This is a genomic window from Microbacterium sp. BR1 (assembly GCF_002812725.1).
GTDB lineage: Bacteria > Actinomycetota > Actinomycetes > Actinomycetales > Microbacteriaceae > Microbacterium.
In genome coordinates this window covers 147,520-170,589 of the sequence record NZ_NMUN01000004.1, presented here as the reverse complement: position 1 = coordinate 170,589, position 23,070 = coordinate 147,520, and the positions used below count along the sequence as shown (strand labels likewise).

Genomic DNA, 23,070 nt, shown 5'->3' with positions numbered 1-23,070 from the left:
AGCCTACTGTCGACGGTTTGCCGTTCAGGCGTCGAGGCGCAGCATCCAGCCGTGCTTGTCCTCGCGGCGGCCGTACTGGATGTCGGTCAGCTCTTCGCGCAGCGACAGCGCGAGCGATCCGGTCGGCTGCTCATCGAAGAAGGTGCGGCCCTTGAGCCCGCCGATCGGCGTGACGACGGCGGCCGTGCCGCAGGCGAACACCTCGACGATGTCTCCGGATGCCACGCCCTCACGCCATTCGGCGAGCGACACCGCGCGACCCTGAACCTTGTGGCCCCGGTCTTCGGCGAGCTGCAGGATCGAGTCGCGGGTGATGCCCTCGAGGATCGAATCCGACATCGGGGTCACGACCGTGCCGTCTTTGTACACGAACACGATGTTCATACCGCCGAGCTCTTCGACGTTGCCGTCGGAGTCGAGGAACACGACCTGGTCGCAGCCGTTCTCGTACGCCTCGGACTGCGGCAGCAGACTCGCGGCGTAGTTGCCGCCGGTCTTGGCCGCGCCCGTGCCGCCCTTGCCCGCGCGCGCGTAGTCCTCCGACAGCCAGATCGTGACCGGCTTCACGCCGCCCGTGAAGTACGCGCCGGCGGGCGAGGCGATCACGTAGTAGTTGACCTTGTTCGCGGGCCGAACACCCAGGAACGCCTCCTTCGCGAACATGAACGGGCGCAGGTACAGGCTCTGGTCGGGGGCATCCGGAACCCAGGCGCCGTCGACCTTGATGAGCTCCTCGAGCGACTGGACGAAGTACGACACCGGCAGCTCCGGCAGAGCGAGCCGACGGGCAGAGCGCTGCAGCCGACGACCGTTCTGGTCGGGCCGGAACGTGTGGATCGAGCCATCCGCGTGCCGGTACGCCTTGATGCCCTCGAAGACCTCCTGGCCGTAGTGCAGCACGGCGGCGGCCGGGTCGAGGCTGATCGGACCGTAGGGCTGGACGCGCGGACGGTGCCAGCCGCCGCCGACCGACCAGCAGATGTCGACCATGTGGTCGGTGAAGTGCACGCCGAAGCCCGGATTCTCGAGAATCTTCGAGCGCTGCTCGGCGCTCTTGGCCTGGAGGTTCCGCGAGACGAGGAACTGCAGGGGCGCGAGTCCGGCGTCGCGGTCGCTCCCCGTGCCGGGGTTGTCGATAAGGGTCATGTCAGTCCTGCCGATCGAAGATGGGGCGGCGCGTCATCACCAGAGCGACATCGCGAAGCCGGCCGGGTATCCCGAAGTTCTCAGGCTACAGCCGAGCTGTGATCGCGTCGCCGATGGCGCTTGTCGTGCGGGAGCCGCCGTCACGGTCCGCGATGTCGGCCTCGACCGCGCGGGTCACGCGGTCGGCCGCCTCGGGGAGTCCGAGGTGCTCGAGCAGCAGGGCGACGGAGAGGATCGCCGCCGTCGGGTCGGCCTTCTGCTGCCCCGCGATGTCGGGCGCCGATCCGTGGACGGGCTCGAACATCGACGGGAACGCGCCGTCCGGATTGATGTTTCCGGAGGCGGCGAGACCGATGCCGCCGGTGATCGCACCGGCCAGGTCGGTCAGGATGTCGCCGAAGAGGTTGTCGGTGACGATCACGTCGAAGCGGGACGGGTTTGTGACCAAGAAGATCGTTGCCGCATCGACGTGCAGATAGTCTACGGCGACATCCGGATGCTCCGCCGCCACATCGGCGACGATTCTCTGCCAAATCGACCCGGCGTAGACGAGCACATTCGTCTTGTGCACCCAGGTGACCTTCTTCGCGCGCTTTTCGGCCAGGTCGAACGCGTACCGGACGACCCGTTCGATGCCGAACGCGGTGTTGACGGACACCTCGGTCGCGACCTCGTGCGGTGTGCCGGTGCGCAGCGACCCGCCGTTGCCCACGTAGGGACCCTCGGTGCCCTCGCGGACGACGACGAAGTCGATCTCGCCCGCGTCGGACAGCGGCCCCGGGACGCTCGGGTACAGCTTCGAGGGGCGGAGGTTGACGTAGTGGTCGAGCTCGAACCTCAGCTTCAGCAGCAGCCCACGCTCGATGTTGGCGTTCTTCAGCCGCGGGTCGCCCGGCACTCCCCCGACGGCGCCCAGCAGGATCGCGTCGTGCGACGCGATGCTCGCCAGGTCGTCGTCGGTCAGGGTGTCGCCGGTCTCGAGGAACCGCGCGGCGCCGAGCGAGAATCGCGTCTTCTCGAACGAGACATCCGTCTTCTCGACGGCCGCGTCGAGGACCTTCTCGGCCTCGGCGACGACCTCGGGTCCGATCCCGTCACCGGGTATGAGTGCCAGCTTCACGACGCGCGACATTGCTCGATTGCTCCTGGGGTGCAGAGGGACGGGATGCTCCCAGGGTAGTGGCCGCGATCACCGCGGCGATCACGATCAGCAGTGCCCCGATCAGCGAGGTGATGACGACTCCCCCGTCGAACGCGTGCGCGGCGGCGCTGCGCAGCGACTCACCGATCGCATGGGGAAGGTCCTGAGCGGCGGCCATCGCGCCGGCAAGCGTCTCGCGCGAGGCATCCGCCGCGTCCTGCGTGAGCCCCGGGGGCAGCAGCAGGTTGGCGCGGTAATACGCCGTCAGGATGCCTCCCATGATCGCCGTGCCGAGCACCGCGCCGAGTTCGTAGGCCGTCTCGGAGACGGCGGATGCCGCGCCCGCTTTTGCGGAAGGAGCGTTCCAGAGGATCAGCTCGTTCGAGACGGTCTCGGCCATGCCGACACCGGCGCCGAGCGACATGAAGGCGACGATGAGCATGGCGAGCGAGCCATCCCCCGCCGTCAGCGCGACGATCAGGTACCCCAGGACCGAGAGCCCGAGGGCGGCGGGAACCAGCACGCGCGGCGCGAGGCGACGCGCCAGCGGCACGACACCGAGACCTGCCACGATCATGGCAGCGAGGCCGGGAAGCAGCGCGATGCCGGCGTCCATCGGGCTGAGCCCCAGGACGAGCTGCAGGTGCTGCGCGACGAAGTACAGGAAGCCGACGAGGGCGACGACACTCAGCAGGTTCACCAGGATCGCGCCGCTGAATCCGCCGCGGCGGAACAGCGACATGTCGAGCAGCGGGGTCTCGAGTCGCAGCTGACGACGCACGAACAGCACACCGACCAGCACACCGAGCCCGACGAGGGGCAGGGCCGGGCCCGTGAAACCGTCGACCGCGAGCGACTTGATGGCCGCGACGAACGGAACCATCGCGCCGAGCGACAGGACGATGCTCAGGATGTCGATGCGGCCCGGGTGGGGGTCCCGGCTCTCCGGCACGAGGATCGGCGCGAGCACGAGCAACGGCAGCAGCACGGGCACGGCGAGCAGGAACACGGAGCCCCACGCGAAGTGCTCGAGCAGGAACCCGCCGACGATCGGGCCCAACGCCATCCCGGCGCTGAATCCCGCGGCCCAGACGGCGATTGCGAGGCGACGCTGTTCGCGGTCGCGGAAGATGGTGCGCAGCAACGACAGCGTCGCGGGCATGAGCATCGCGCCGAAGAAGCCGAGGCCGACACGGGCGGCGATGAGCAATTCCGCCGAGGGGGCGAAGGCGGCGGCGATCGAGAGCACACCGAATCCGGTTGCCCCGATCAGCAGCAGCCGTCGGCGCCCGAAGCGGTCGCCGAGCGAGCCCATCGTGACGAGGAGGCCGGCGAGGACTAGCGGATAGGCGTCGACGATCCAGAGCTGCTGAGCGCTCGTCGGCTCGAGGTGCAGCGCGATCTGCGGCAGCGCGAAACTCAGCACCGTGTTGTCGACCGAGACGAGCAGCACGGGCAGCATGAGCACCGCGAGCGCGGCCCACGCGCGGGGTCCTGCCTTGCCGCTCGTCGCCAGCGGAGTCGTGCCAGCGTGCTTCGACGCCGAAATCTGTGTAGCCATGATCCGTTCCGTAAGTAAACCGTCCAGCCGGTATAGTAACAGACATGCGCGATATTTCGCTGGGCGACCACTGGGTACGATCGAGCGCATGAGTCGACCCCCGCGGGCCCGAGAAAGCGTGCTCGACGCTTTCGAGGCGATCCTGATCGACGAGGGCGAGCGCGCCGCGACGATGGATGCCACGGCGCGCGCCGCCGGGGTCTCGAAGGGTGGGCTGCTCTACCACTTCGGATCGAAGGACGCCCTGGAGTCCGGTGTCATCGACCGGCTCGACGCCCTGGTCACCGACGACATCACGGCCATGACGACCGCGGCGGAAGGCCCCATCGCCTATTTCCTGCGCAACTCCGTCATGGAGAACGACCCCCTCGATCGAGCGATCCTCGCCACCTCACGCCTCGCCCAGGGCGGCAACGTCTCGGCGAGCGCCGCCCTACGCCTCGTGCGCGAGCGCTGGGGTGACGCACTGCGACCGCACACACGGAATGCCGCGGCACTCGACCTGGTCATGCTCGTCAGCGACGGGCTCTACTTCAACAACGCCCTCGCGGGCGGGAACATCCCGGGCCCGGTCCCCCGCGGCGCGGAGATGGATGCGCTGATCGCCCTGGTCGAGACATCCGCCGGTCTCTGATCTCCCCCTCCCTCGCGGGGTCTCGCGCAACACGATGGCTACACACCCGCGCATCCGCGCCACGGATCGACGCAGCCATCGCTAACCTCTGCACCAACGCGTGACGACGAACCGATGCCGGAGGCCCGAACGCGGCGACGAGTCGAGACGCGTCTCGCGGAGGGTCGATCCGGGCGAACTAGGCCTCGGTGATCTCCAGCTGCACGAGCAGGTCGGCCTGGATCGCCTCGCGCACCTCGTCGAGCAGCTCGTCCGGGACGCGCGAGTCGAGCGTGAGCACCGAAAGCTGCGCTCCGCGCTGACTGCGGGCGACCTGGAGCCCTGCGATGTTGATGCCCGCATCGCCGAACTTCTGGCCGTAGATCGCGACGATCCCCGGGCGGTCCGTGTAGAGCATCACGATGTGGTGCTTCGCGATCGGAACCTCGATCTCGTACCCGTTGATGCCGACGATCTTCTCGACCATGCGAGTGCCCGAGAGGGTTCCGGCGACCGTCAGGACGGTGCCGTCGCTCAGGGTGCCGCGCAGGGTCGTGACGTTGCGGTAATCCTCGCTGACCGGGTCGACGAGCAGGCGCGTCTCGATACCGCGCTGCTCGGCGAACAGGGGTGCGTTGACGTACGAGACGTTCTCGCTGACGATGCTCGTGAAGATCCCCTTGAGGGCCGCGAGGCGGTAGACGCTCACGTCGTAGGCCGCGAGCTCGCCGCGCACGTCGATGTCGAGGCTCGTCAGCGCCGCGTGCGCGAGCCCGCTGAACACCTGGCCGAGTTTCTCGACGAGCGCGATACCGGGCCGGACGAACGGATCGATCACGCCACCCGCCACGTTGACCGCATCCGGAACCAGATCGCCCTCGAGCGCGAGCTTGACCGAACGCGCGACCGAGACACCCGCCTTCTCCTGAGCCTCGTCCGTCGAGGCACCGAGGTGCGGGGTCACGACGACGTTCGGCAGCGCGAGCAGCGGGGAGTTCTTCGGGGGCTCGTCGACGAACACGTCGAGCCCGGCGCCCGCGATGATGTTGGCCGAGAGGGCGCGGTGCAGGGCGTCTTCGTCGATCAGTCCCCCGCGAGCGACGTTGACGACGTAGGCGGTGTCCTTCATCAGCGCAAGTTCGGCGTCGCCGATCATGCCCGTCGTTTCAGGCGTCTTCGGCATGTGGATCGTGACGAAGTCGCTCGTGCGCAGCAGCTCTTCGAACGGCAGGAGCTCGACGTGCAGCTGCTGGGCACGCGCGGGCGTGACATACGGGTCGTATGCGACGACGCGCATGTCGAAGGCCTGCAGACGGGCCGCGATCAGCGCGCCGATGCGTCCGAGGCCGATGATCCCGACGGTCTTCTCGTACAGCTCGGTGCCGGTGAAGCTGCTGCGCTTCCACTGACCCTCCGCGAGCGAGGCGTGCGCCGCGGGGATGTTGCGGGCCAGGCTCAGGATGTGGCCGACGGTGAGTTCGGCGGCCGACACGATGTTCGAGGTGGGCGCGTTCACGACCATGACACCGGCGGCGGTGGCGGCCTTGATGTCGACGTTATCGAGTCCGACCCCGGCACGCGCGACGACCTTCAGCACGGGGGCCGCGGCGAGTGCCTCGGCGTCGATGTTCGTCGCCGAGCGGATCAGCACGGCGCTCGCGTCGGCGAGGGCGGCGAGCAGTGCGGGACGATCCGTCCCATCCACGCGGCGGATATCGAACTCGGGACCGAGCGCGTCGACGGTGGCGGGCGAGAGTTCTTCGGCGAGCAGGACGACGGGCTTCGTCACGGTGTTCCTTCGTGTTGCGCTGTGTTGCGCGCTCGCGTGCGGTGATGTCCGCGCGCGAGCGCGTGGCGGTTCTTCGACCCCGTGCTCGCGCGCGGGAGTCTTGTGGGCCGCGCCGCACGCCTGCAAGACAACGGGGCGAGGCGAGAAAAAGCCTATCGGCTCCCGGCACGCGCTCCGTGCGCGTGACGCCGCTTGATGGTGCTCGATCGCGCGTGACGGTGCTCGATCGCTTGACGGTGCTCGATCGCGCGTGACGGTGCTCGATCGCGCGTGACGGAGCGCGGGTGCCTCAGCCGACCACGGCGCTCGTGTTCAGGCTCGTGTAGGCGATCACGTTGAGCCAGAAGACCGCGACGAGCCCGAGCCCGGTCAGCAGCACGAGCGCATAGACCGCTGCGCCGCACCGGTAGCTGAGGGCGAACGACACAGCGAACGCGAGGACGGGGAACAGGATCGCGAAGATCCAGATGAACCAACCGAGCGCGTTGAGACCGATCTGGGCGGCCTGAATCGTATTCCCGACCGCCTGCCACAGCGCGTAGGCGTAGAACAGCGCGAAAAAGCCGCCGATCGCGACCAGAATCCAGGTGGGCGTCCGCGTGACGCGGATCGAGGCATCCGTCATCGTCCCACGGCTCCGATCATGAGGAAGGGCCACGGGATGAGCAGCAGAACCCCGATCGACAGCCAGAGCCAGCGCACCCACGCGCGGGTCTTGCGCGTGGCGAAGATCGTCGTCGCGAACCAGATCAGCGGCGCGGCCGTCGCGAGCCAGAGCGCACCCTGGTACATCGAATCGGTCACGAGCACCTGATACCGGCCCTGCAGACGCAGTCCGCCGACGAGCCAGCCGATCGCGAACAGCAGGTATACGCCGCCGAGCACACCGATCGAGACGAGGGCCGCTGTGCCGAGGCCCTCGGGTTCGGGCTCGTCCGCCGTGGCGACGGACGTTTCGGATGCCGCGGACTCTTCCGTCGTCCCGGACGTCACCGACGCCGTCGACGTCGACGTCGCGGCGGAGGGTCCGTCTCCGGCGCCCGCGGACGGTGCGACCGGCGGAGGCGGCGCCAGGGGCGGCGGGGTGCTGGACGCGGTCGGTCCGGAGTGCGTCACCGACTCGCTCCCCCGACCGAGCGGGGTCCATCCCTCGGGCAGCGATGCGGGCGGCACCGGGGCGGCGTCGTCATCCGGCGCTGCCGGCACTCCCGTTTCGAGCGTGGGGTCGTCGTCGCCGTCCCAGCTCAGGGCGTCTTCGTCGCGTCGCGGCATGTCCCCAGAGTAGCCCGGCGACGACCCGTTTCTGCGGGGCTCACGACCAGCGCGAGAGTCAGACGTGAGGACCGGCAGCACGACGTCGGCCGCGCCGCACGAGCAACCGCGCGACGAACCACGCAAGAACGGCGCTCGCGAGCACGAGCAGGAGCACTCCCGCGCCGATCCACGGCGCAGGGCCCGAAATCGGGGACGACTCGGATGCCTGGGGTCCGGGCGTCGGGGCGGAGGTCATTGCGTGCCGGGCCGAGGGCGCGGGCGAAGGCGTGGCGGTCGCCGCGGACTCGGCCGCAGCGGCGGCAGCCTCCGCGGCTTCGGCAGCAGCGGCGTCGGCAGCAGCAGCTGCCGCTGCGGCGTCGGCTGCTGGATCGGCCGGGGTCGCCGGGGCGGGAGCTGCCGGGGCCTGCTCGGGGGCCGCGGGCGCGGGAGCGGGCGGGGCCGGCGCGGGCAGTCCGCTGCCCGGGTAATTCGCGAAGACCTGAACGGCCCAGGTGGTGCCGTTCGCCTCGATGAGCGCCGTGCCGATGTCGGTGAAGTCGCCGAGGATATTGGCGCGGTGCGGCGCCGATCCCATCCATCCGCTGTGGAAGCCCGCCCCGCTCCCGTAGCCCTGGGCGACGTTCTCGCCAGCGGCGCGCCACCCGCCCGGGATCTGGGAGCCATAGGCGGGGTTGTGCGAGATCGAGCCGTTCGCGGCCATCTGATTCGCCCAGGTGAGCGCGACGGCGTCGAGCGAGCCGTTCCGAACCAGACCGCCGAGCCCGTTCTGCGCTCGCGCGTCGTTCGCGAGTGCGACGATCGTGTCCTCGTCGTACGCCGCGGCCGGAGTGACCGCTCCGCCCGCTCCCAGACCGACGACGAGCGCCATGGTCAGCACGAGTCGGGCGAGAACGCCTCTCGCCCGACGAGGGGCGCGGTTCGGGTCGCGGTCGAAGAAGCGCATCCACTCACGGTAGGCGACGCACGACCGCTCGACAGGGAACCGCTCAGCGCGCCGAGATCATCACGGCCGACGTCTGCACGGCCTTGTCGAACTGGAACGACAGACGCACCGAGAAGTCGTCGTCCGCGGCGGTGTACCGGTTCTGCAGTCCGTGGTCGAGGATGCGCCAGGGACGGGCGTTCGATCCGGACGTGTCGTGCCCGTTGTCGGCGACGGCCTGTTCGTAGTCGTAGGGGAAGCTCGCGTGCTCGCCGAGCGTGGCCGAGAACGTGTCCACCTGCACGGTCCCGCCCGCCAGATCGATCTGCAGAAGGCGCTGGAAGCCCGTCGCCCGCTCACCCGTGTGCGTGCGGAACTCCTGGTAGTCGGCGAGGAGCTCGGTGACCGCGTGCCCGGCGATACCACCGGCATCCGCGGTGTCGATGCGCGAGAGGCCGTGGAAGTGCCCCGCGAGGACGAGCACGACGTTCCGGTGGGGGGCGACGACCCGCGTCCAGAGCTCATCGGCCCGTGACAGCCAGCGCGAACTGGACGAACGAGAGGGCGGGTTGTCCTGGCCCGTCGCCGACAGGTGCTCGTGCGTCGCCACGATGACGTTGCGATCCGGATTCTGCGACACGACCTCTTCCGCCCACGCGAGCTCGCGCTCCGCGTAGCCGTAGGGCAGCGAGAGCACCAGGAACCGGGCGCCCGCCCGCTCGAACAGGGTGAAGTTGGCGCTGTTGTCGTCGGGCGCGATCGATCCGCCGTACCAGGGCGAACCGGCGTACCGGTCGGGTCCGAAGTACTCGTTGAACAGGTCGTTCGTCACGCCCCGCTTGTTGTCGTGATTGCCCGGCAGAACGCTGTTCGCAATGCCCGCTGCGTCGAGCGTTGCCTGCGTCGTCGACGCCACCTCGTACTCGCGCCGGGCACGGGGCTGCTGCTGGTCGGGGTCGACCCAGTTCTGGATCAGGTCGCCGGTGTGCGCGACGAACGAGATCTTGCGCGCTTCCTCGGAGGCCCGGATCCACGCGAGCTGCTCGGCGTACACCTCGGGGTACGCCTCCGAGAGGTACTGCGTGTCGGTGATGTGGCTGACCGCCAGGTCGTAGTCCTCCGGATCGGCGAAGCCCGTGCGGTCCGTCGCGGCACGCGCCGGGACGACCTGCACGAGGATCTCGGCCACGCCCGCCGAAACCTCACCGGGGCGCACCTCACCCGACAGCACGATCTCGTGTGTGCCGCCCTCACGTGCCGCCTCGGCCTCGTCGAGGCTCCGCCAGGTGCCCGCCCGCGGCACCCACACCGACAGGCGCACGGGCGCCGCACCCGTCGCGGAGCCCGCCCACGAGACGACGGCGGATGCCTCGGGCATCGCGACGCGCAGACGCACATAGGGATAGGCCCACGCATCGTCGCGGCCGGCCACGAGTGCCGGGTCGACGACGCGCTGCTCGTTGGGCGCGCTCCGCTGCGTCAGCGGGCCGTCTTCGCTCGATCCGGCGAATGCCTCGATAATCGTCGCCGCGTCGCCCGTGAGCGCGCTCGGCGCAACGCTCTCCGCGGCACGGGACGACACGGCCGCGATCCGGGTCTCGGTCCGCACGGCGGCGATCCTCCCGGCGGCGGCGGGCGTGAGCTCGCCCGTCTCGATCCAGGGACGCTCGTCGAGCGAGCCGGGCGTCGCACCCGCGTGCACGAAGTCGTCGGCGTCGGTACCGGTGAACCGGGCGCGCTGCCACGTCTCTCCGGCGATCCGGTCGACCACGAATGTCGAAAGCGGCATGCCCTTCGTGCACGGGCTGTACCGCTCGATCGAGTGGTCCATCTCGTTGGCGTGGAAGATCCCGACGCTGTCGACGCGCACGCCCGAGGCGTCCTCTACCCAGACGCCCGCGCCGCGGAAGTCCAACTCGGCCGTGAACCGCGCCTGGGCTGTGCCCGCGGCATCCGTTCCCTCGAGCGCCGCGACCCACGTTCCCCCCGGCTCGATGCGGGTGCCCGGCTCGATCACGACCAAGTCGTCGGGTTCCCGAAAGCCGTCGTCGCCGCACGCCACCAGGCGCCACCCGCCGATGTCGACGGCACGCCTGCCATAGTTGCCGAGTTCGACGAGGTGGTGCCGTGTCGTCTCGGTTCCCGCGGCATCGGCGCCGGCGGGGTCGATCAGGGGGTCGGTCGCGATCTCGCTGATCGCAACGGACGGCGTCGCCGGGTAGGTCACGGTCTGGCCGGCAAGGCGCGTATCGGTGCGCGCGTTGGGGTGTCCCGGGGTGCGCGTGGCGATCAGCCACTCGCCGGTCGCGGGGTGGCGTTGCCAGCTCTCGCCGCCGCGGTAGTCCAGCACGGACGCCAGCTTCTCGTCACCCGTCTGGCACGCGGTGTCCGGATGATTCGAGACCGAGACACCGTCGACGCGCCGACCCGAGGCATCCACCAGCAATGTCCCCGACACTGTGTCCGCGAGCGACGTCCGGGATGTGAAGGCCGCGGTCGCGTCGCCCTCGCCCCGGCTGCTCACGACCAGTCGCTCGCCCGCCGCGAGGGTCGTGCGCGCGGGGAAGACCACCTGGGCCGTGGCGTCCGACAGGGTGCCGTCACGCGCGCAGCGATACAGCGTCCACCCCGACAGATCGACGCTCTCCGCTCCCGGGTTACTCAGCTCGATCAGATCGTCGTCCGACCCCGCCGGTCCGGCCGCGGCGATCTCGTCGATCACCACGACCCCGCTCGGGCTCGTCACACGCCCGAGGTCCGACGTCCCGGGTGTCGCGTCGGCGCGCACGAAATCGACGGCGACATCGCCCGTGTCGCGCACCCGCTGCCAGGACTCGTCGAGGGCGAACGCGAGGGATGCGGGGACGTTGCCGTTCTCACTGCACTCGCTCTCGGTCGGCCACGGTTCGGTCGGGTACACCGCGATCGCGTCGGCGGTCTCGCCCGAGGCGTTCGTGAGGATCAGGCCGAACCCGGTGGGCGCATACTGCTGCGTGAAGAGCCCGTCGGGTTGCGCTCCCCCGAGCTCCACGCCGATGCGTGTGACGGTCGCGATGGCCCCTGGCTCGAGCACGACCCCCGTGAGATCGGACTCGGGCCGCGAGTAGTTGGACCGCAGCCCCTGTGCGGAACAGCGGAACACCTGCCACCCGGTCAGATCGATCGCGTGATCGTCGATGTTCCGCAGCTCGAAGAAGCTGTCCGCGTCCGACCGTGACGACCCCGCAGCGACCTCGGAGATCACGACGCGACCCGCGGATGTCGCGGGTGCCGGCACGGCGGATGCTTCCCGCGCCGACGCCGCGGGAGTGACCGCCCCCACCGACAGCGTCAGGACGCCGAGACCGAGCGCGAGAGCGGACAGGTGAGCGGAGCGGCGTTTCGCCAGGCGGAGCACGCCCCGAGCGTGGCGGTCGCGGCTGAACGCCCCGCATCCGTCCGGTGCGTGCGGCGTGAACAGCGCATTGCGCACACACGAAAAGGCCCGGCCGTCACACCCCGGGTTGCGGGGGTGTGACGGCCGGGCTCAGCCGAGCCTGGTGGGACGACTGGTCTGGAATCCGAGCGTGCTCGGCTCAGAGAGCGAGGTCAGCGCGCGGCGCTGCCCTCGGTGTAATCGGCGTCCTGCTGCTTCCACGCGAAGAGGGCGCGCAGTTCGCGACCGACCTCTTCGATCGGGTGCTGGGCACCCTTCTCGCGCAGTGCGAGGAACTCGGGGGCTCCGGCGTCCTGGTCGGCGATGAAGCGCTCGGCGAACGCGCCCGACTGGATGTCACCGAGAACGGCCTTCATGTTCTCCTTGACGTGCGGGTCGATGACGCGCGGTCCCGAGACGTAGTCGCCGTACTCGGCGGTGTCGGAGACCGACCAGCGCTGCTTGGCGATGCCGCCCTCCCACATGAGGTCGACGATGAGCTTGAGCTCGTGCAGTACCTCGAAGTACGCGATCTGCGGCTGGTAGCCGGCCTCGGTCAGGGTCTCGAAACCGTACTGGACGAGCTGCGAGACGCCACCGCAGAGCACGGCCTGCTCACCGAACAGGTCGGTCTCGGTCTCTTCCGTGAAGGTCGTCTTGATGACGCCGGCGCGGGTGCCGCCGATGGCCTTGGCGTACGACTTGGCGATGTCCCAAGCCTGGCCCGAGGCATCCTGCTCGACGGCGATGATGTCGGGGATGCCGCGACCCGCGACGAACTCGCGACGCACCGTGTGACCCGGCGCCTTGGGCGCGACCAGGATCACGTCGACGCCCTCGGGGGCGTCGATGTAGCCGAAGCGGATGTTGAAGCCGTGCGCGAACGCGAGGGTCTTGCCCGCGCTCAGGTGCGGGGCGATCTCGTTCTTGTAGATGCCGCGCTGGTGCTGGTCGGGCGCGAGGATCATGATGAGGTCGGCCCACTCGGCGGCCTCGGCGACCGACTTGACGGGGAATCCGTCTTCCTCGGCCTTGGGAGCCGACTTCGACCCCTCCTTGAGCGCGATGACGACCTCGACACCGGAGTCGCGCAGGTTCTGGGCGTGCGCGTGTCCCTGCGAGCCGTAGCCGACGATCGCGACCTTCTTGCCCTGGATGAGCGAAAGATCGGCGTCGGAGTCGTAGAAGATCTCGGCCATGTTCGTGTGGTTCTCCTTGTTTGCGGGTTTTGTGAAGTCGGACGTCGCGGGTCAGCCGCGCAGGACGCGCTCGGTGATGCTCTTACCACCGCGACCGATGGCGAGCAGGCCGGATTGCGCCAGCTCTTTCACGCCGAACGGTTCGACGGCACGCAGGAACGCATCGATCTTGCCGTGATCGCCCGTCACCTCGATGACGAGGGCGTCGATCGAGTAGTCCACGACCGAGGCACGGAACAGGTTCACGACCTCGATCACGTTCGAACGCGTCGCGTTGTCGGCGCGTACCTTGACGAGCATGTGCTCGCGCTGAACGGAGGTCGCGAAGTCGAGCTCGACGATCTTGATCACGTTGATCAGCTTGTTGAGCTGTTTGGTGACCTGTTCGAGCGGGAGTTCTTCGACGTCGACGACGACCGTGATGCGCGACAGACCCGGCACCTCGGTGACTCCCACGGCGAGGGATTCGATGTTGAAGCCGCGGCGGGCGAAGAGCCCCGCGACACGGGTCAGAAGACCGGGCTTGTCCTCGACCAGGAGGCTCAATACGTGCTTGCTCATCGTCAGTCCTCCTGTCCGAACGCCGGCGAGTGCTCTCGCGCGTACTGGACGAAGCTGTTGCTGACGCCCTGCGGCACCATCGGCCACACCATCGCGTCGGCACTCACGACGAAGTCGATCACGACCGGGCGGTCGTTCGTCTCGAGCGCCAGCTTGATCGCCGCGTCCACGTCTTCTTCCTTCTCGACGCGGATGGCGAGGCATCCGTAGGCTTCGGCGAGCTTGACGAAGTCCGGCACGCGGATGCTGTCGTGGCCCGTGTTCAGGTCGGTGTGCGAGTAGCGGCTGTTGTAGAACAGCGTCTGCCACTGGCGCACCATGCCGAGCGAGGAGTTGTTGATGATCGCGACCTTGATCGGGATGTTGTTGATCGTGCAGGTCGCGAGCTCCTGATTGGTCATCTGGAAGCATCCGTCGCCGTCGATCGCCCATACGACACGCTCGGGTTCGGCGACCTTGGCGCCCATCGCGGCGGGCACCGAGTAGCCCATCGTGCCGGCGCCGCCGGAGTTCAGCCACGCATTCGGACGCTCGTACTTGATGAACTGCGCCGACCACATCTGGTGCTGTCCCACACCCGAGGCGTAGATGCCCTCGGGGCCGGTCAGCTCGCCGATGCGCTGGATGACGTACTGCGGCGCTATCAGGCCATCTGTCGTCGGCGCGTAGCCGAGCGGGAACTCTTCGCGCAGACCGTCGAGGTACGACCACCACTCCGAGATGTCGGGCTCCGCCTCGGCCGCCGCGGCGGCGTAGGCGCCCTCGAGGTCGACGAGCACGTCGCGCAGATCACCCACGATGGGAACATCGGCGGCGCGGATCTTGCCGATCTCGGCCGGGTCGATGTCGACGTGCACGACCTTGGCGTTCGGGGCGAAGAGCGCGGCCTTGCCGGTCACGCGGTCATCGAAGCGCGCGCCGAGCGAGACGAGCAGGTCGGCCTCTTGCAGCGCCAGCACCGCGGGCACCGTGCCGTGCATGCCGGGCATTCCCAGCTGCTGCTCGTGCGAGTCGGGGAATGCCCCGCGCGCCATCAGCGTCGTGACGACCGGCGCACCCGTCGCCTCGGCGAGACGCAGCAGCTCGGCCGACGCCTTGGAGCGGATCACCCCGCCGCCGACGTACAGCACGGGCTTCTTGGCGGCGGCGAGCAGCTGCGCCGCAGCCTGGATCTGCTTATCCCCTGTGTGCCTTGGTCACCGGGCGGTAGCCGGGCAGGTCGATCTTCGGCGGCCAGATGAACGGCGCCTCGTTCTGCTGGGCGTCCTTCGTGATGTCGACCAGCACGGGACCGGGACGACCGGTTCCCGCGATCTCGAACGCCGAAGCGATCGCGGCCGGGATGTCTTCCGCGCGCTTGACCAGGATCGAGTGCTTCGTGATCGGCATCGTGATACCCACGATGTCGGCCTCCTGGAACGCATCCGTGCCCATCAGCGTGCTGAACACCTGACCCGTGATGCAAACGATCGGCACCGAGTCCATGTAGGCGTCGGCGATGGCCGTGACGAGGTTGGTCGCGCCCGGGCCCGACGTCGCGATGGCGACGCCGATGCGTCCGGATGCCGAGGCGTAACCCTCGGCAGCGTGACCGGCACCCTGTTCGTGGCGCACGAGGATGTGGCGCAGGGCGGTCGAGTCCATGAGCGGGTCGTAGACGGGCAGGATCGCTCCACCGGGCAGCCCGAAGACGTCGGTGACGCCGAGCAGCTCGAGGGAGCGGACGACCGCCTCCGCACCCGTGAGCACGGGCGCGGACGCGGTGCGAGCGGGCGGCCGGGGAATGGCCGTGGCAGATTCGGCGGGCATGGTGAGAATCCTTGCGATCGGAATGACTGTGATGATTCGCCGGCAGAGGACCGACGAAACGCCGCATCCTTCGGACGCGGGCTATCCCGTGACCGCGCCCTCCGCGGCGGAGTGCACGAGCTTGGAATACTTGGCCAGAACGCCTCGGGTGTAGCGCGGGGGCAGCGGTTCCCAGCCAGAGCGGCGGGAGCTGAGCTCAGCCTCATCGACGAGTAGGTCGAGAGTGCGAGCTGCGATATCGACCCGTATCAGATCACCATCGCGCACGAAGGCGATGGGACCTGCGTCCACCGCTTCGGGTGCTATATGGCCGATGCAGAGGCCGGTTGTGCCGCCTGAGAATCGTCCGTCCGTCAAGAGTAGTACATCTTTTCCGAGCCCGGCTCCCTTGATGGCGGCGGTGATCGCGAGCATCTCGCGCATTCCGGGGCCACCCTTCGGGCCCTCGTAACGGATCACCAGGACGCTGCCCGGGGCGATCGATCCCTCTTCCAGCGCGTCCATCGCGGCACGCTCGCGCTCGAACACCCGCGCGGGGCCCTCGAAGACGCTCGCGTCGAAGCCGGCGGTCTTGACGACCGCACCCTCGGGAGCGAGCGAACCGTGCAGCACCGTGATGCCGCCGGTCGCGTGGATCGGGTTGTCGAACGTGTGGATGACGGTTCCGTCGACGGGGTCGGGGTTCAGCTCGGCGAGGTTCTCGGCGAGCGTCTTGCCCGTGACCGTGAGGGCGTCGCCGTGCAGCAGACCCTCGTCGAGCATCGCCTTCATGACGACGGGGATGCCCCCGTGTCGGTCGACGTCGTTCATGACGTAGTGGCCGAACGGCTTCATGTCGGCGACGTGCGGAACCTTGTCGCCGATGCGGTTGAAGTCGTGCAGGCTGAGGTCGACGTCCGCCTCGCGCGCGATCGCGAGCAGGTGCAGCACGACGTTGGTCGAACCGCCGAGGGCCATCGCGAGCGCGATCGCGTTCTCGAACGCCTCTTTGGTCAGGATGTCGCGGGTCGTGATGCCCAGGCGCAGGAGGTTCACGACGGCCTCGCCCGAGCGGTGCGCGAACGCGTCGCGGCGGCGGTCGGCCGACGGCGGCGCGGCCGAACCCGGCAGGCTGAGGCCGAGGGCCTCGGCGACGGACGCCATCGTGTTGGCCGTGTACATGCCGCCACAGGCACCCTCGCCCGGCGCGAAGGCGCACTCGATGCGCTTGAGGTCGGCCTCGCTCATCTTGCCGGCCAGGCAGGCACCGACCGCCTCGAACGAGTCGATGATCGTGATGTCCTTCTCGGTGCCGTCGCTGAGCTTGACCCAGCCCGGTGCGATCGACCCGGCGTAGAGGAAGACGCTCGAGAGGTCGAGGCGGGCGCTGGCCATCAGCATCCCGGGGATCGACTTGTCGCAGCCCGCGAGCAGCACACTGCCGTCGAGGCGCTCGGCCATCATGACGGTCTCGACCGAGTCGGCGATGACCTCGCGCGACACGAGCGAGAAGTGCATGCCCTCATGACCCATCGAGATGCCGTCGGATACCGAGATCGTGCCGAACTGCAGCGGGTAGCCGCCGCCGGCGTGCACGCCCTCCTTCGCGCCCTGAGCCAGGCGGTCCAGGCTCAGGTTGCAGGGGGTGATCTCGTTCCAGCTCGACGCGATGCCGATCTGGGGCTTCTCCCAATCGGCGTCGCCCATGCCCACGCCGCGGAGCATTCCGCGCGAGGTGGTCGCTTCGATGCCGTCGGTGACGACCCGGGAGCGGGGCTTGATATCGACGGGGGAACTGTCGGAAGGGTCGTACGGAGCCATCCCCCGAGTCTATTCCTGCTGTGCCGCCCGCATCCGCGCCAGGGTCCACAACACTCCGGCGAGTTCTTGGGCGTCTGCGACACGCACGCGGGCGGATGTCTCCCCCGGCCCGACGCGCACGCCCAGGTCGCCTTCGGTCAGGTGCGCGATCGCATCCTCGTCCGTGACGTCATCCCCCGCGAAGAACACGGCCGTCGCACCCGTCTGCTCGCGCAGAGCGGCGATCGCGGCATCCTTCCCCGCGTGGCTCGACGAGAACTCGAGGATGTCCTGCCCCGTGCGCCGCCGCCATCCCGGCGCCCGCTCGACGACGAGCGCGTCGATCTCGTGCGTCGCCCGCGCGGCATCCTCGGCCGTGCTCAAGCGCGTGTGGAGAGCGAAACCCAGGGCCTTGTGCTCGATCCACGCGCCCTCGATGTCGGCGACGATGGTGTCGGCGACGGCGCGCACAGCGTCGGCATCCACGTCGTCCGGCTCGGCGCCCTGCTCCGCCGCCTGCTCGGTACGAGGAGTTCGGCTCGGCGAGAGGACTCGTCCCACCTCAGCGTCCTCTTCCCCCGCCGAAGTCCTCTCCTCACGCTGAGGGGTGGCAGTGGAGGCCGGGTACCAGAACTCGGCGCCATGCGAACCCGCGAGATACACCGGCGACTCGTCGTCGTGCTCGCCGATCACCCGCAGGTCGGCGAGCATCCGTCCCGAGACGAATGCCACGAAGGTGTCGGGAAGCGCGGCGAGATCGGCGACCGCGTCCTGGGACGCCGGCAACGCCCGAGCCTTCATCGGCTCGTCGATCAGGGGCGCAAGCGTGCCGTCGAAGTCGAGAGCGACGAGCAGCTTCTCCGTGGCGGCGAGCGGCCCGAGCAGATCGTTCAGTTCGCGTTCGCTCATGCGGGTGCAACCTCTCTCGGGGCGGGGCCCCGGTCGCGTCGACGCGCGGCATCCAGCGCGGCGACGAAGCTCTGCGACCACGCCTCGACGTCGTGCTCGAACACGCGACGCCGCAGCGACCGCATCCGGCGTCCCTGCTCGGCGCCGGGCATCTCGACGGCGCGCATGATCGACTCCTTGAGCCCCTCGATGTCGTGCGGGTTGATCTGCAGCGCGCTGCCGAGCTCATCCGCGGCCCCGGCGAACTCGCTCAGCACGAGCACGCCGCGGTTGTCGATGCGCGAGGCGACGTATTCCTTGGCGACGAGGTTCATCCCGTCGCGGAGGGCCGTCACGAGCATCACATCGGCGGCGAGGAAAAGAGCGACCATCTCTTCCCTCGGATAGCCGTGGTGCAGATAGCGGATGGCCGTGTGGCCCATCGTGTCGAACGTGCCGTTGATGCGCCCGACCGTCAGCTCGATCTCGTCGCGCAGCTGGGCATACGCGACGACACGCTCGCGACTAGGGCTCGCGACCTGCACGAGCGTGACGTCGGAGGTGTCGAGCTTGCCGTCCGTCAGGAGCTCGCCGAACGCCTTCATGCGGTGGCGGATGCCCTTGGTGTAGTCGAGCCGGTCGACTCCGAGCAGGATCTTGCGCGGGTTGCCGAGCCCCTCGCGGATCTCGGCGGCCCGCGCCTGGACCTCGGGCGAGCGGGCCAGCTCGGCGTACGACTCGGCGTCGATCGAGATGGGGAACGCCTTGGCGAGGGCGATCCGGGTGCGGCCGTCGCCCATGGGCACCGAGATCCCCGAGGCCTTGGTGTCGTACCGCAGCTGACGACGCACGGCGCGGGCGAAGTTGCCGGCATCCGCGACGCGCTGGAACCCGATGACATCCGCGCCGAGCAGCCCTTCGAGCACCTGCTTGCGCCAGGGCAGCTGCGAGTACAGCCCGTACGCCGGGAACGGGATGTGGTGGAAGTACCCGATCGTCAGGTCGGGGCGAAGCTCGCGCAGCATCTTGGGCACGAGCTGCAGTTGGTAGTCCTGCACCCAGACGGTGGCCCCCTCGGCAGAGACGGCCGCGGTCGCCTCGGCGAAGCGCCGGTTGACGCGGACGTAGGACTCCCACCAGAGGCGGCTGTACCGGGGCGCGGCGATCACGTCGTGGTAGAGCGGCCAGATCGTGTCGTTCGAGAAGCCCTCGTAGTAGAGCTCGACGTCGTCGGCGCTGAGCGAGATCGGCACGAGGTGCGTGCCCTCGAACTCGAAGGGCTCGAGCTCCAGGTCCGCCTGGCCCGGCCATCCCACCCACGCACCGTCCGCGCGCCGCATCATCGGCTCCAGGGCCGTCACGAGGCCACCCGGCGACCGCCGCCACTCGCCGTCCTCGGCGCGGTCGACGGGCAGTCGATTTGCGACGACGACGAAGTCGGCGCGGTCGGGCAGGTCGGTCGTCACGGGGGCCTCTCACGAGCATCGGGACGGGCATGCGTGCTGCCTCCAGGGTATCTGGCGTGTCGGCATACCTCGGCGACGCATCCGTTCCGCGCCGGCGTCCGGCCCCCGGCATCCGTCCGCCGCCCCCTTCGCCGAAACACCCCTCTTGCGGCGAGGCACCCCAGACCCGAGGTGTTTCGCGGCGGAAGGGGTGTTCCGAGGTGGGAGGACGCTGCGCAGGGGCGACAAAACGGGCGGCGCGGCGGAAAAACGGGCGGATGCTTCGGGCACCGGCGGCGAAATGTCAACCGCGAGCGCGGCCCGGGTGACGTTCGGTAGCGTGGGACCATGCGCAAGTACCTGTTCGGAACGGGCATCATCTCCGCCATCACCGGCGGCATCACGCTGCTGCGCGGAGCCCGCGACAGTGAGTTCACCTGGCGCGAGGCCCTCGCCTGGATCAGCTGGGGAATCACGGCAACGCTCGCGATCGGCGCGATCGTCGACACGTACCGTGCGTCGCGCGGCCATGTCATCGCGGACGACTCCCCCGTCCACGGCAAGGAGCAGAAGCTTCTGAAGAAGCGCCTGCACAGGTAACCCGGCGTCCGCCCGATCCCGCAACGTGCACCGAGCCCGCCCCTTCGCGCCGAGTACGCCGGTTATCCACCGCAAGTGAGTAGCGGAGTCGGCAACAGGCGGCGATCTCGGCGTGCCGCTCAGCGCGCGCCGCTCAGCGCGTGAGGATCAGCGCCTCGCCCTGGCCCCCGCCGCCGCACAGCGCGACAGCGGCGGTGCCGCTCCCCCGACGACCGAGTTCGTGCACCGCGTGCACGACGAGCCGCGCCCCGGATGCTCCGATCGGGTGCCCGACCGCGATGCCCCCGCCGTGGACGTTGACGACGTCGTCGGCCAGGCCCAGCTCGGCCTGGGAACGCACGACCACGGCCGCGAACGCCTCGTTGATCTCGACGATGTCGAGGTCGGCGGGAGTCAGTCCCTGCTTCTCGAGCGCCTTCGCAATGGCCCGGGCGGGCTGCGCGTGCAGCGAGTTGTCCGGCCCAGCGACCTGCCCGTTCGCCCCGATCACGGCCAGCACGGGCCACCCGCGCGCCTCGGCGTGGGCGCGGTGCGTCACGACCACAGCGGCCGCGCCATCCGAAATCTGCGACGAGTTGCCCGCCGTGATCGACCCGCCCTCCGCGAACGCGGGCCGCAGGCGCCCGAGCGTCTCGACCGTCGTCTCGGGACGGATGCCTTCATCCGCCGTCACGCGGACGGCATCGCCCCGCCGCTGCGGCACGTCGATCGCCACGATCTCGTCCGCGAACACGCCCGCCTCGGTCGCCGCTGCGGCACGCTGGTGCGAGCGCGCCGAAACGGCGTCCTGCTGCTCGCGCGTCACCTCGAACCGGTCGTTGCGGCGCTCGGTGGACGCGCCCATGCTCTCGTTGTCGTACGCGTCGGTGAGCCCGTCGAGGGCCATGTGGTCGAGCACCTCGACACTGCCGTACTGCCATCCGTCGCGCGATCCCATCAGCAGGTGCGGGGCGCGGGTCATGGACTCCATGCCGCCCGCGACCACGACATCCGCGTCGCCGACCCGGATCATGCGTGCCGCGTCGATGATTGCCGTCAAACCCGACAGGCAGACCTTGTTGACGGATGACGCGGGCACCTCCCATCCGATCCCCGCGGCCAGCGCCGCCTGGCGCGCGGGGTTCTGGCCCGACCCGGCGGGCAGCACCTGCCCGAGCACGACGGCGTCGACGGCATCCGCTGCGATCCCGGCCTTCTCGAGCGCGCCGCGGATGGCGAAGCCGCCGAGCTGGGGCGCCGTGAAAGACGCGAGCTGACCCTTCAACCGCCCCTGGGGCGTGCGGGCTGCGGCCACGATGACGATGTCGTCCGGCTCGATGCTCTCGTGCGGCATGTGTTCTTGCGGCAGGGCGCTCATGCGTTCTCCTCCAGTGCGGGCGAAACGGTCAGGTGCGGCTCGGTCGCCGCGACGACCTCGGCCACGGTCACACCCGGTGCCACCTCCACCAGCACGAGTCCGTCGGGCGTCACGTCGATCACGGCCAGGTCGGTGATGATTCGGTCGACGACCTGACGCCCGGTCAGGGGCAGCGAGCACTCGTCGACGATCTTCGCCGAACCATCCTTCGCGACGTGCTCCATGAGCACAATGACCTGGGCCGCTCCGTGCACGAGATCCATTGCGCCTCCCGGACCCTTGACCATCTTCCCCGGGATCATCCAGTTGGCCAGGTCACCGGTACGCGAGACCTGCATCGCACCGAGCACGGCGACATCGATCTTGCCGCCGCGTATCATGCCGAAGCTCGTGGCCGAGTCGAAGAACGACGCCCCGGCCAGGGTCGTTACCGTCTCTTTTCCGGCGTTGATCAGATCCGGATCCACATCCGCATCGTCCGGGTACGGCCCCACGCCGAGAATGCCGTTCTCGGACTGCAGCACGACGGTCACGTCATCCGGCACGTAGTTGGGCACCAGGGTCGGCAGCCCGATCCCGAGGTTGACGTACGAGCCATCCGTCAGCTCGGCGGCGGCACGCGCGGCCATCTGCAGGCGATCGAGTGGCATGTCAGTTCCCTTCCGAGCCGGTTGCCCGCACCGTGCGACGCTCGATGCGCTTTTCGATGTCGGTCCCGACCTCGACGATGCGGTGCACGTAAACACCCGGAAGATGCACCTGATCGGGGTCGATTTCGCCGGGCTCGACGAGCTCTTCGACCTGGGCGATGCAGACGCGCCCGGACATCGCGGCGAGCGGGTTGAAATTGCGCGCGGCCTTGTTGAACACGAGGTTGCCGTGGCGGTCACCTCTCCGTGCGTGCACGAGGGCGAAGTCCGTCAGGATGGCCTCTTCGAGCACGTACTCGCGCGACTGACCCGCGACGTCGAAGACGCGGACGTCCTTCGTCGGTGACGCCACAGCGATCCCGCCCGCTCCGTCGTACCGGCGGGGCAACCCGCCCTCGGCGACCTGCGTGCCGACTCCCGTTCGCGTGTAGAAGGCCGCGACGCCGGATCCGCCCGCGCGCAACTTCTCGGCGAGCGTGCCCTGCGGGGTGAGCTCGAGCTCGAGCTCACCGGCGAGGAACTGCCGCTCGAATTCCTTGTTCTCGCCGACGTACGACGACGTCATCTTGCGGATGCGGCGGGCGTTCAGCAGCACGCCGAGGCCCCAGTCGTCCACGCCGCAGTTGTTGCTGACGATGCTGAGATCGGTCGTGCCCTGCGCGAGGAGCGCCTCGATCAGGGCGATCGGATTGCCCGAGAGCCCGAACCCTCCGACGGCGAGCGAAGCGCCGTCCGGGATGTCCGCCACGGCCTCGGCCGGGGTCGTCACCTGTTTGTCGATCACGCGTCACTCCCTTGTCGCACGTTCGCGAATGTGGCCAGACCCGACCGCTGTGTCCACGATCCGGTCACGGTGCGTCGAGGGCATCCGTAGCCCATTCCCTTTTCCAGCTTGTCTCTCGGCTCCACCGACCGCAAGA

At 69.2% G+C, this 23,070-nt stretch carries 18 protein-coding genes and 1 pseudogene; 2 read left to right on the top strand and 17 right to left on the bottom strand.

The genetic code is table 11. The features are described 5' to 3' along the window. Nucleotides 1–24 precede the first annotated feature (24 nt). The 3 genes from CGU35_RS05070 to CGU35_RS05060 form a co-directional block, all read right to left on the bottom strand. Nucleotides 25–1,146 carry a branched-chain amino acid aminotransferase gene (locus tag CGU35_RS05070; protein ID WP_100810526.1) on the bottom strand — a complete coding sequence of 374 codons (1,122 nt, stop codon included), beginning with the start codon at nt 1,144–1,146 and terminating at the stop codon, nt 25–27. 85 nt (nt 1,147–1,231) lie between these two features. After that, on the bottom strand, nt 1,232–2,278 hold the full coding sequence (locus CGU35_RS05065) for a 3-isopropylmalate dehydrogenase (RefSeq protein WP_100810525.1): 1,047 nt from the start codon (nt 2,276–2,278) through the stop codon (nt 1,232–1,234). Beyond that, nucleotides 2,241–3,848: an MFS transporter gene (locus CGU35_RS05060; RefSeq protein WP_100810524.1), complete on the bottom strand. Its 1,608-nt coding sequence runs from the start codon at nt 3,846–3,848 to the stop codon at nt 2,241–2,243. The genes CGU35_RS05065 and CGU35_RS05060 overlap by 38 nt, the downstream gene beginning before the upstream one ends. Nucleotides 3,849–3,936: 88 nt before the next feature. On the opposite strand from CGU35_RS05060, the gene CGU35_RS05055 reads away from it, so the two are divergent. Beyond that, the gene (locus CGU35_RS05055; RefSeq protein WP_100810523.1) at nt 3,937–4,482 is read left to right on the top strand and encodes a TetR/AcrR family transcriptional regulator; all 546 of its coding nucleotides are present in this window, start codon (nt 3,937–3,939) and stop codon (nt 4,480–4,482) included. Nucleotides 4,483–4,660: 178 nt separating this feature from the next. Here the strand turns inward: CGU35_RS05055 and serA are convergent, their stop codons facing one another. The 11 genes and pseudogenes from serA to CGU35_RS05000 all read right to left on the bottom strand — a co-directional run bounded on the left by serA (nt 4,661) and on the right by CGU35_RS05000 (nt 19,564). Continuing rightward, nucleotides 4,661–6,250: a phosphoglycerate dehydrogenase gene (serA, locus tag CGU35_RS05050; protein ID WP_100810522.1), complete on the bottom strand. Its 1,590-nt coding sequence runs from the start codon at nt 6,248–6,250 to the stop codon at nt 4,661–4,663. A 289-nt stretch (nt 6,251–6,539) separates the two neighbouring features. Then, nucleotides 6,540–6,875 carry a bacitracin resistance protein gene (locus tag CGU35_RS05045; RefSeq protein ID WP_100810521.1) on the bottom strand — a complete coding sequence of 112 codons (336 nt, stop codon included), beginning with the start codon at nt 6,873–6,875 and terminating at the stop codon, nt 6,540–6,542. Next, nucleotides 6,872–7,522, bottom strand: a complete 651-nt coding sequence (locus tag CGU35_RS05040) for a DNA polymerase III subunit gamma/tau (RefSeq protein ID WP_100810520.1) — start codon at nt 7,520–7,522, stop codon at nt 6,872–6,874. Before CGU35_RS05040 ends, CGU35_RS05045 begins: the two co-directional genes overlap by 4 nt. A 58-nt stretch (nt 7,523–7,580) precedes the next feature. Further along, nucleotides 7,581–8,468 carry a CAP domain-containing protein gene (locus CGU35_RS05035; protein WP_100810519.1) on the bottom strand — a complete coding sequence of 296 codons (888 nt, stop codon included), beginning with the start codon at nt 8,466–8,468 and terminating at the stop codon, nt 7,581–7,583. Nucleotides 8,469–8,511: 43 nt separating this feature from the next. After that, nucleotides 8,512–11,844: a lamin tail domain-containing protein gene (locus CGU35_RS05030; protein ID WP_181003406.1), complete on the bottom strand. Its 3,333-nt coding sequence runs from the start codon at nt 11,842–11,844 to the stop codon at nt 8,512–8,514. Nucleotides 11,845–12,035: 191 nt separating this feature from the next. Continuing rightward, nucleotides 12,036–13,061 carry a ketol-acid reductoisomerase gene (gene ilvC, locus CGU35_RS05025; RefSeq protein WP_100810517.1) on the bottom strand — a complete coding sequence of 342 codons (1,026 nt, stop codon included), beginning with the start codon at nt 13,059–13,061 and terminating at the stop codon, nt 12,036–12,038. A gap of 51 nt (nt 13,062–13,112) precedes the next feature. After that, on the bottom strand, nt 13,113–13,622 hold the full coding sequence (gene ilvN / locus CGU35_RS05020) for an acetolactate synthase small subunit (protein WP_100810516.1): 510 nt from the start codon (nt 13,620–13,622) through the stop codon (nt 13,113–13,115). Between the two features lie 2 nt (nt 13,623–13,624). Beyond that, a pseudogene (locus CGU35_RS05015) lies at nt 13,625–15,431 on the bottom strand (acetolactate synthase large subunit). A gap of 81 nt (nt 15,432–15,512) precedes the next feature. After that, a complete protein-coding gene (gene ilvD, locus CGU35_RS05010; protein ID WP_100810515.1) occupies nt 15,513–17,231 on the bottom strand; it encodes a dihydroxy-acid dehydratase in 1,719 nt (572 codons plus the stop codon). A 9-nt stretch (nt 17,232–17,240) separates the two neighbouring features. Next, a complete protein-coding gene (locus CGU35_RS05005; protein ID WP_100810514.1) occupies nt 17,241–18,119 on the bottom strand; it encodes a trehalose-phosphatase in 879 nt (292 codons plus the stop codon). Further along, nucleotides 18,116–19,564 carry an alpha,alpha-trehalose-phosphate synthase (UDP-forming) gene (locus CGU35_RS05000; protein WP_232711156.1) on the bottom strand — a complete coding sequence of 483 codons (1,449 nt, stop codon included), beginning with the start codon at nt 19,562–19,564 and terminating at the stop codon, nt 18,116–18,118. Before CGU35_RS05000 ends, CGU35_RS05005 begins: the two co-directional genes overlap by 4 nt. Nucleotides 19,565–19,891: 327 nt before the next feature. Between CGU35_RS05000 and CGU35_RS04995 the strand changes: the two genes are divergently transcribed. Further along, on the top strand, nt 19,892–20,143 hold the full coding sequence (locus CGU35_RS04995; protein WP_100810513.1) for a hypothetical protein: 252 nt from the start codon (nt 19,892–19,894) through the stop codon (nt 20,141–20,143). Nucleotides 20,144–20,276: 133 nt separating this feature from the next. Here the strand turns inward: CGU35_RS04995 and CGU35_RS04990 are convergent, their stop codons facing one another. From CGU35_RS04990 to CGU35_RS04980, 3 genes are read right to left on the bottom strand one after another with little or no spacing between them, the layout of a single operon-like run. Continuing rightward, nucleotides 20,277–21,500: an acetyl-CoA C-acetyltransferase gene (locus CGU35_RS04990; protein WP_374935771.1), complete on the bottom strand. Its 1,224-nt coding sequence runs from the start codon at nt 21,498–21,500 to the stop codon at nt 20,277–20,279. Continuing rightward, a complete protein-coding gene (locus CGU35_RS04985) occupies nt 21,497–22,150 on the bottom strand; it encodes a 3-oxoacid CoA-transferase subunit B (protein WP_181003407.1) in 654 nt (217 codons plus the stop codon). Before CGU35_RS04985 ends, CGU35_RS04990 begins: the two co-directional genes overlap by 4 nt. A 1-nt stretch (nt 22,151) precedes the next feature. Continuing rightward, the gene (locus CGU35_RS04980; RefSeq protein WP_100810512.1) at nt 22,152–22,934 is read right to left on the bottom strand and encodes a CoA transferase subunit A; all 783 of its coding nucleotides are present in this window, start codon (nt 22,932–22,934) and stop codon (nt 22,152–22,154) included. Nucleotides 22,935–23,070: the final 136 nt, after the last annotated feature.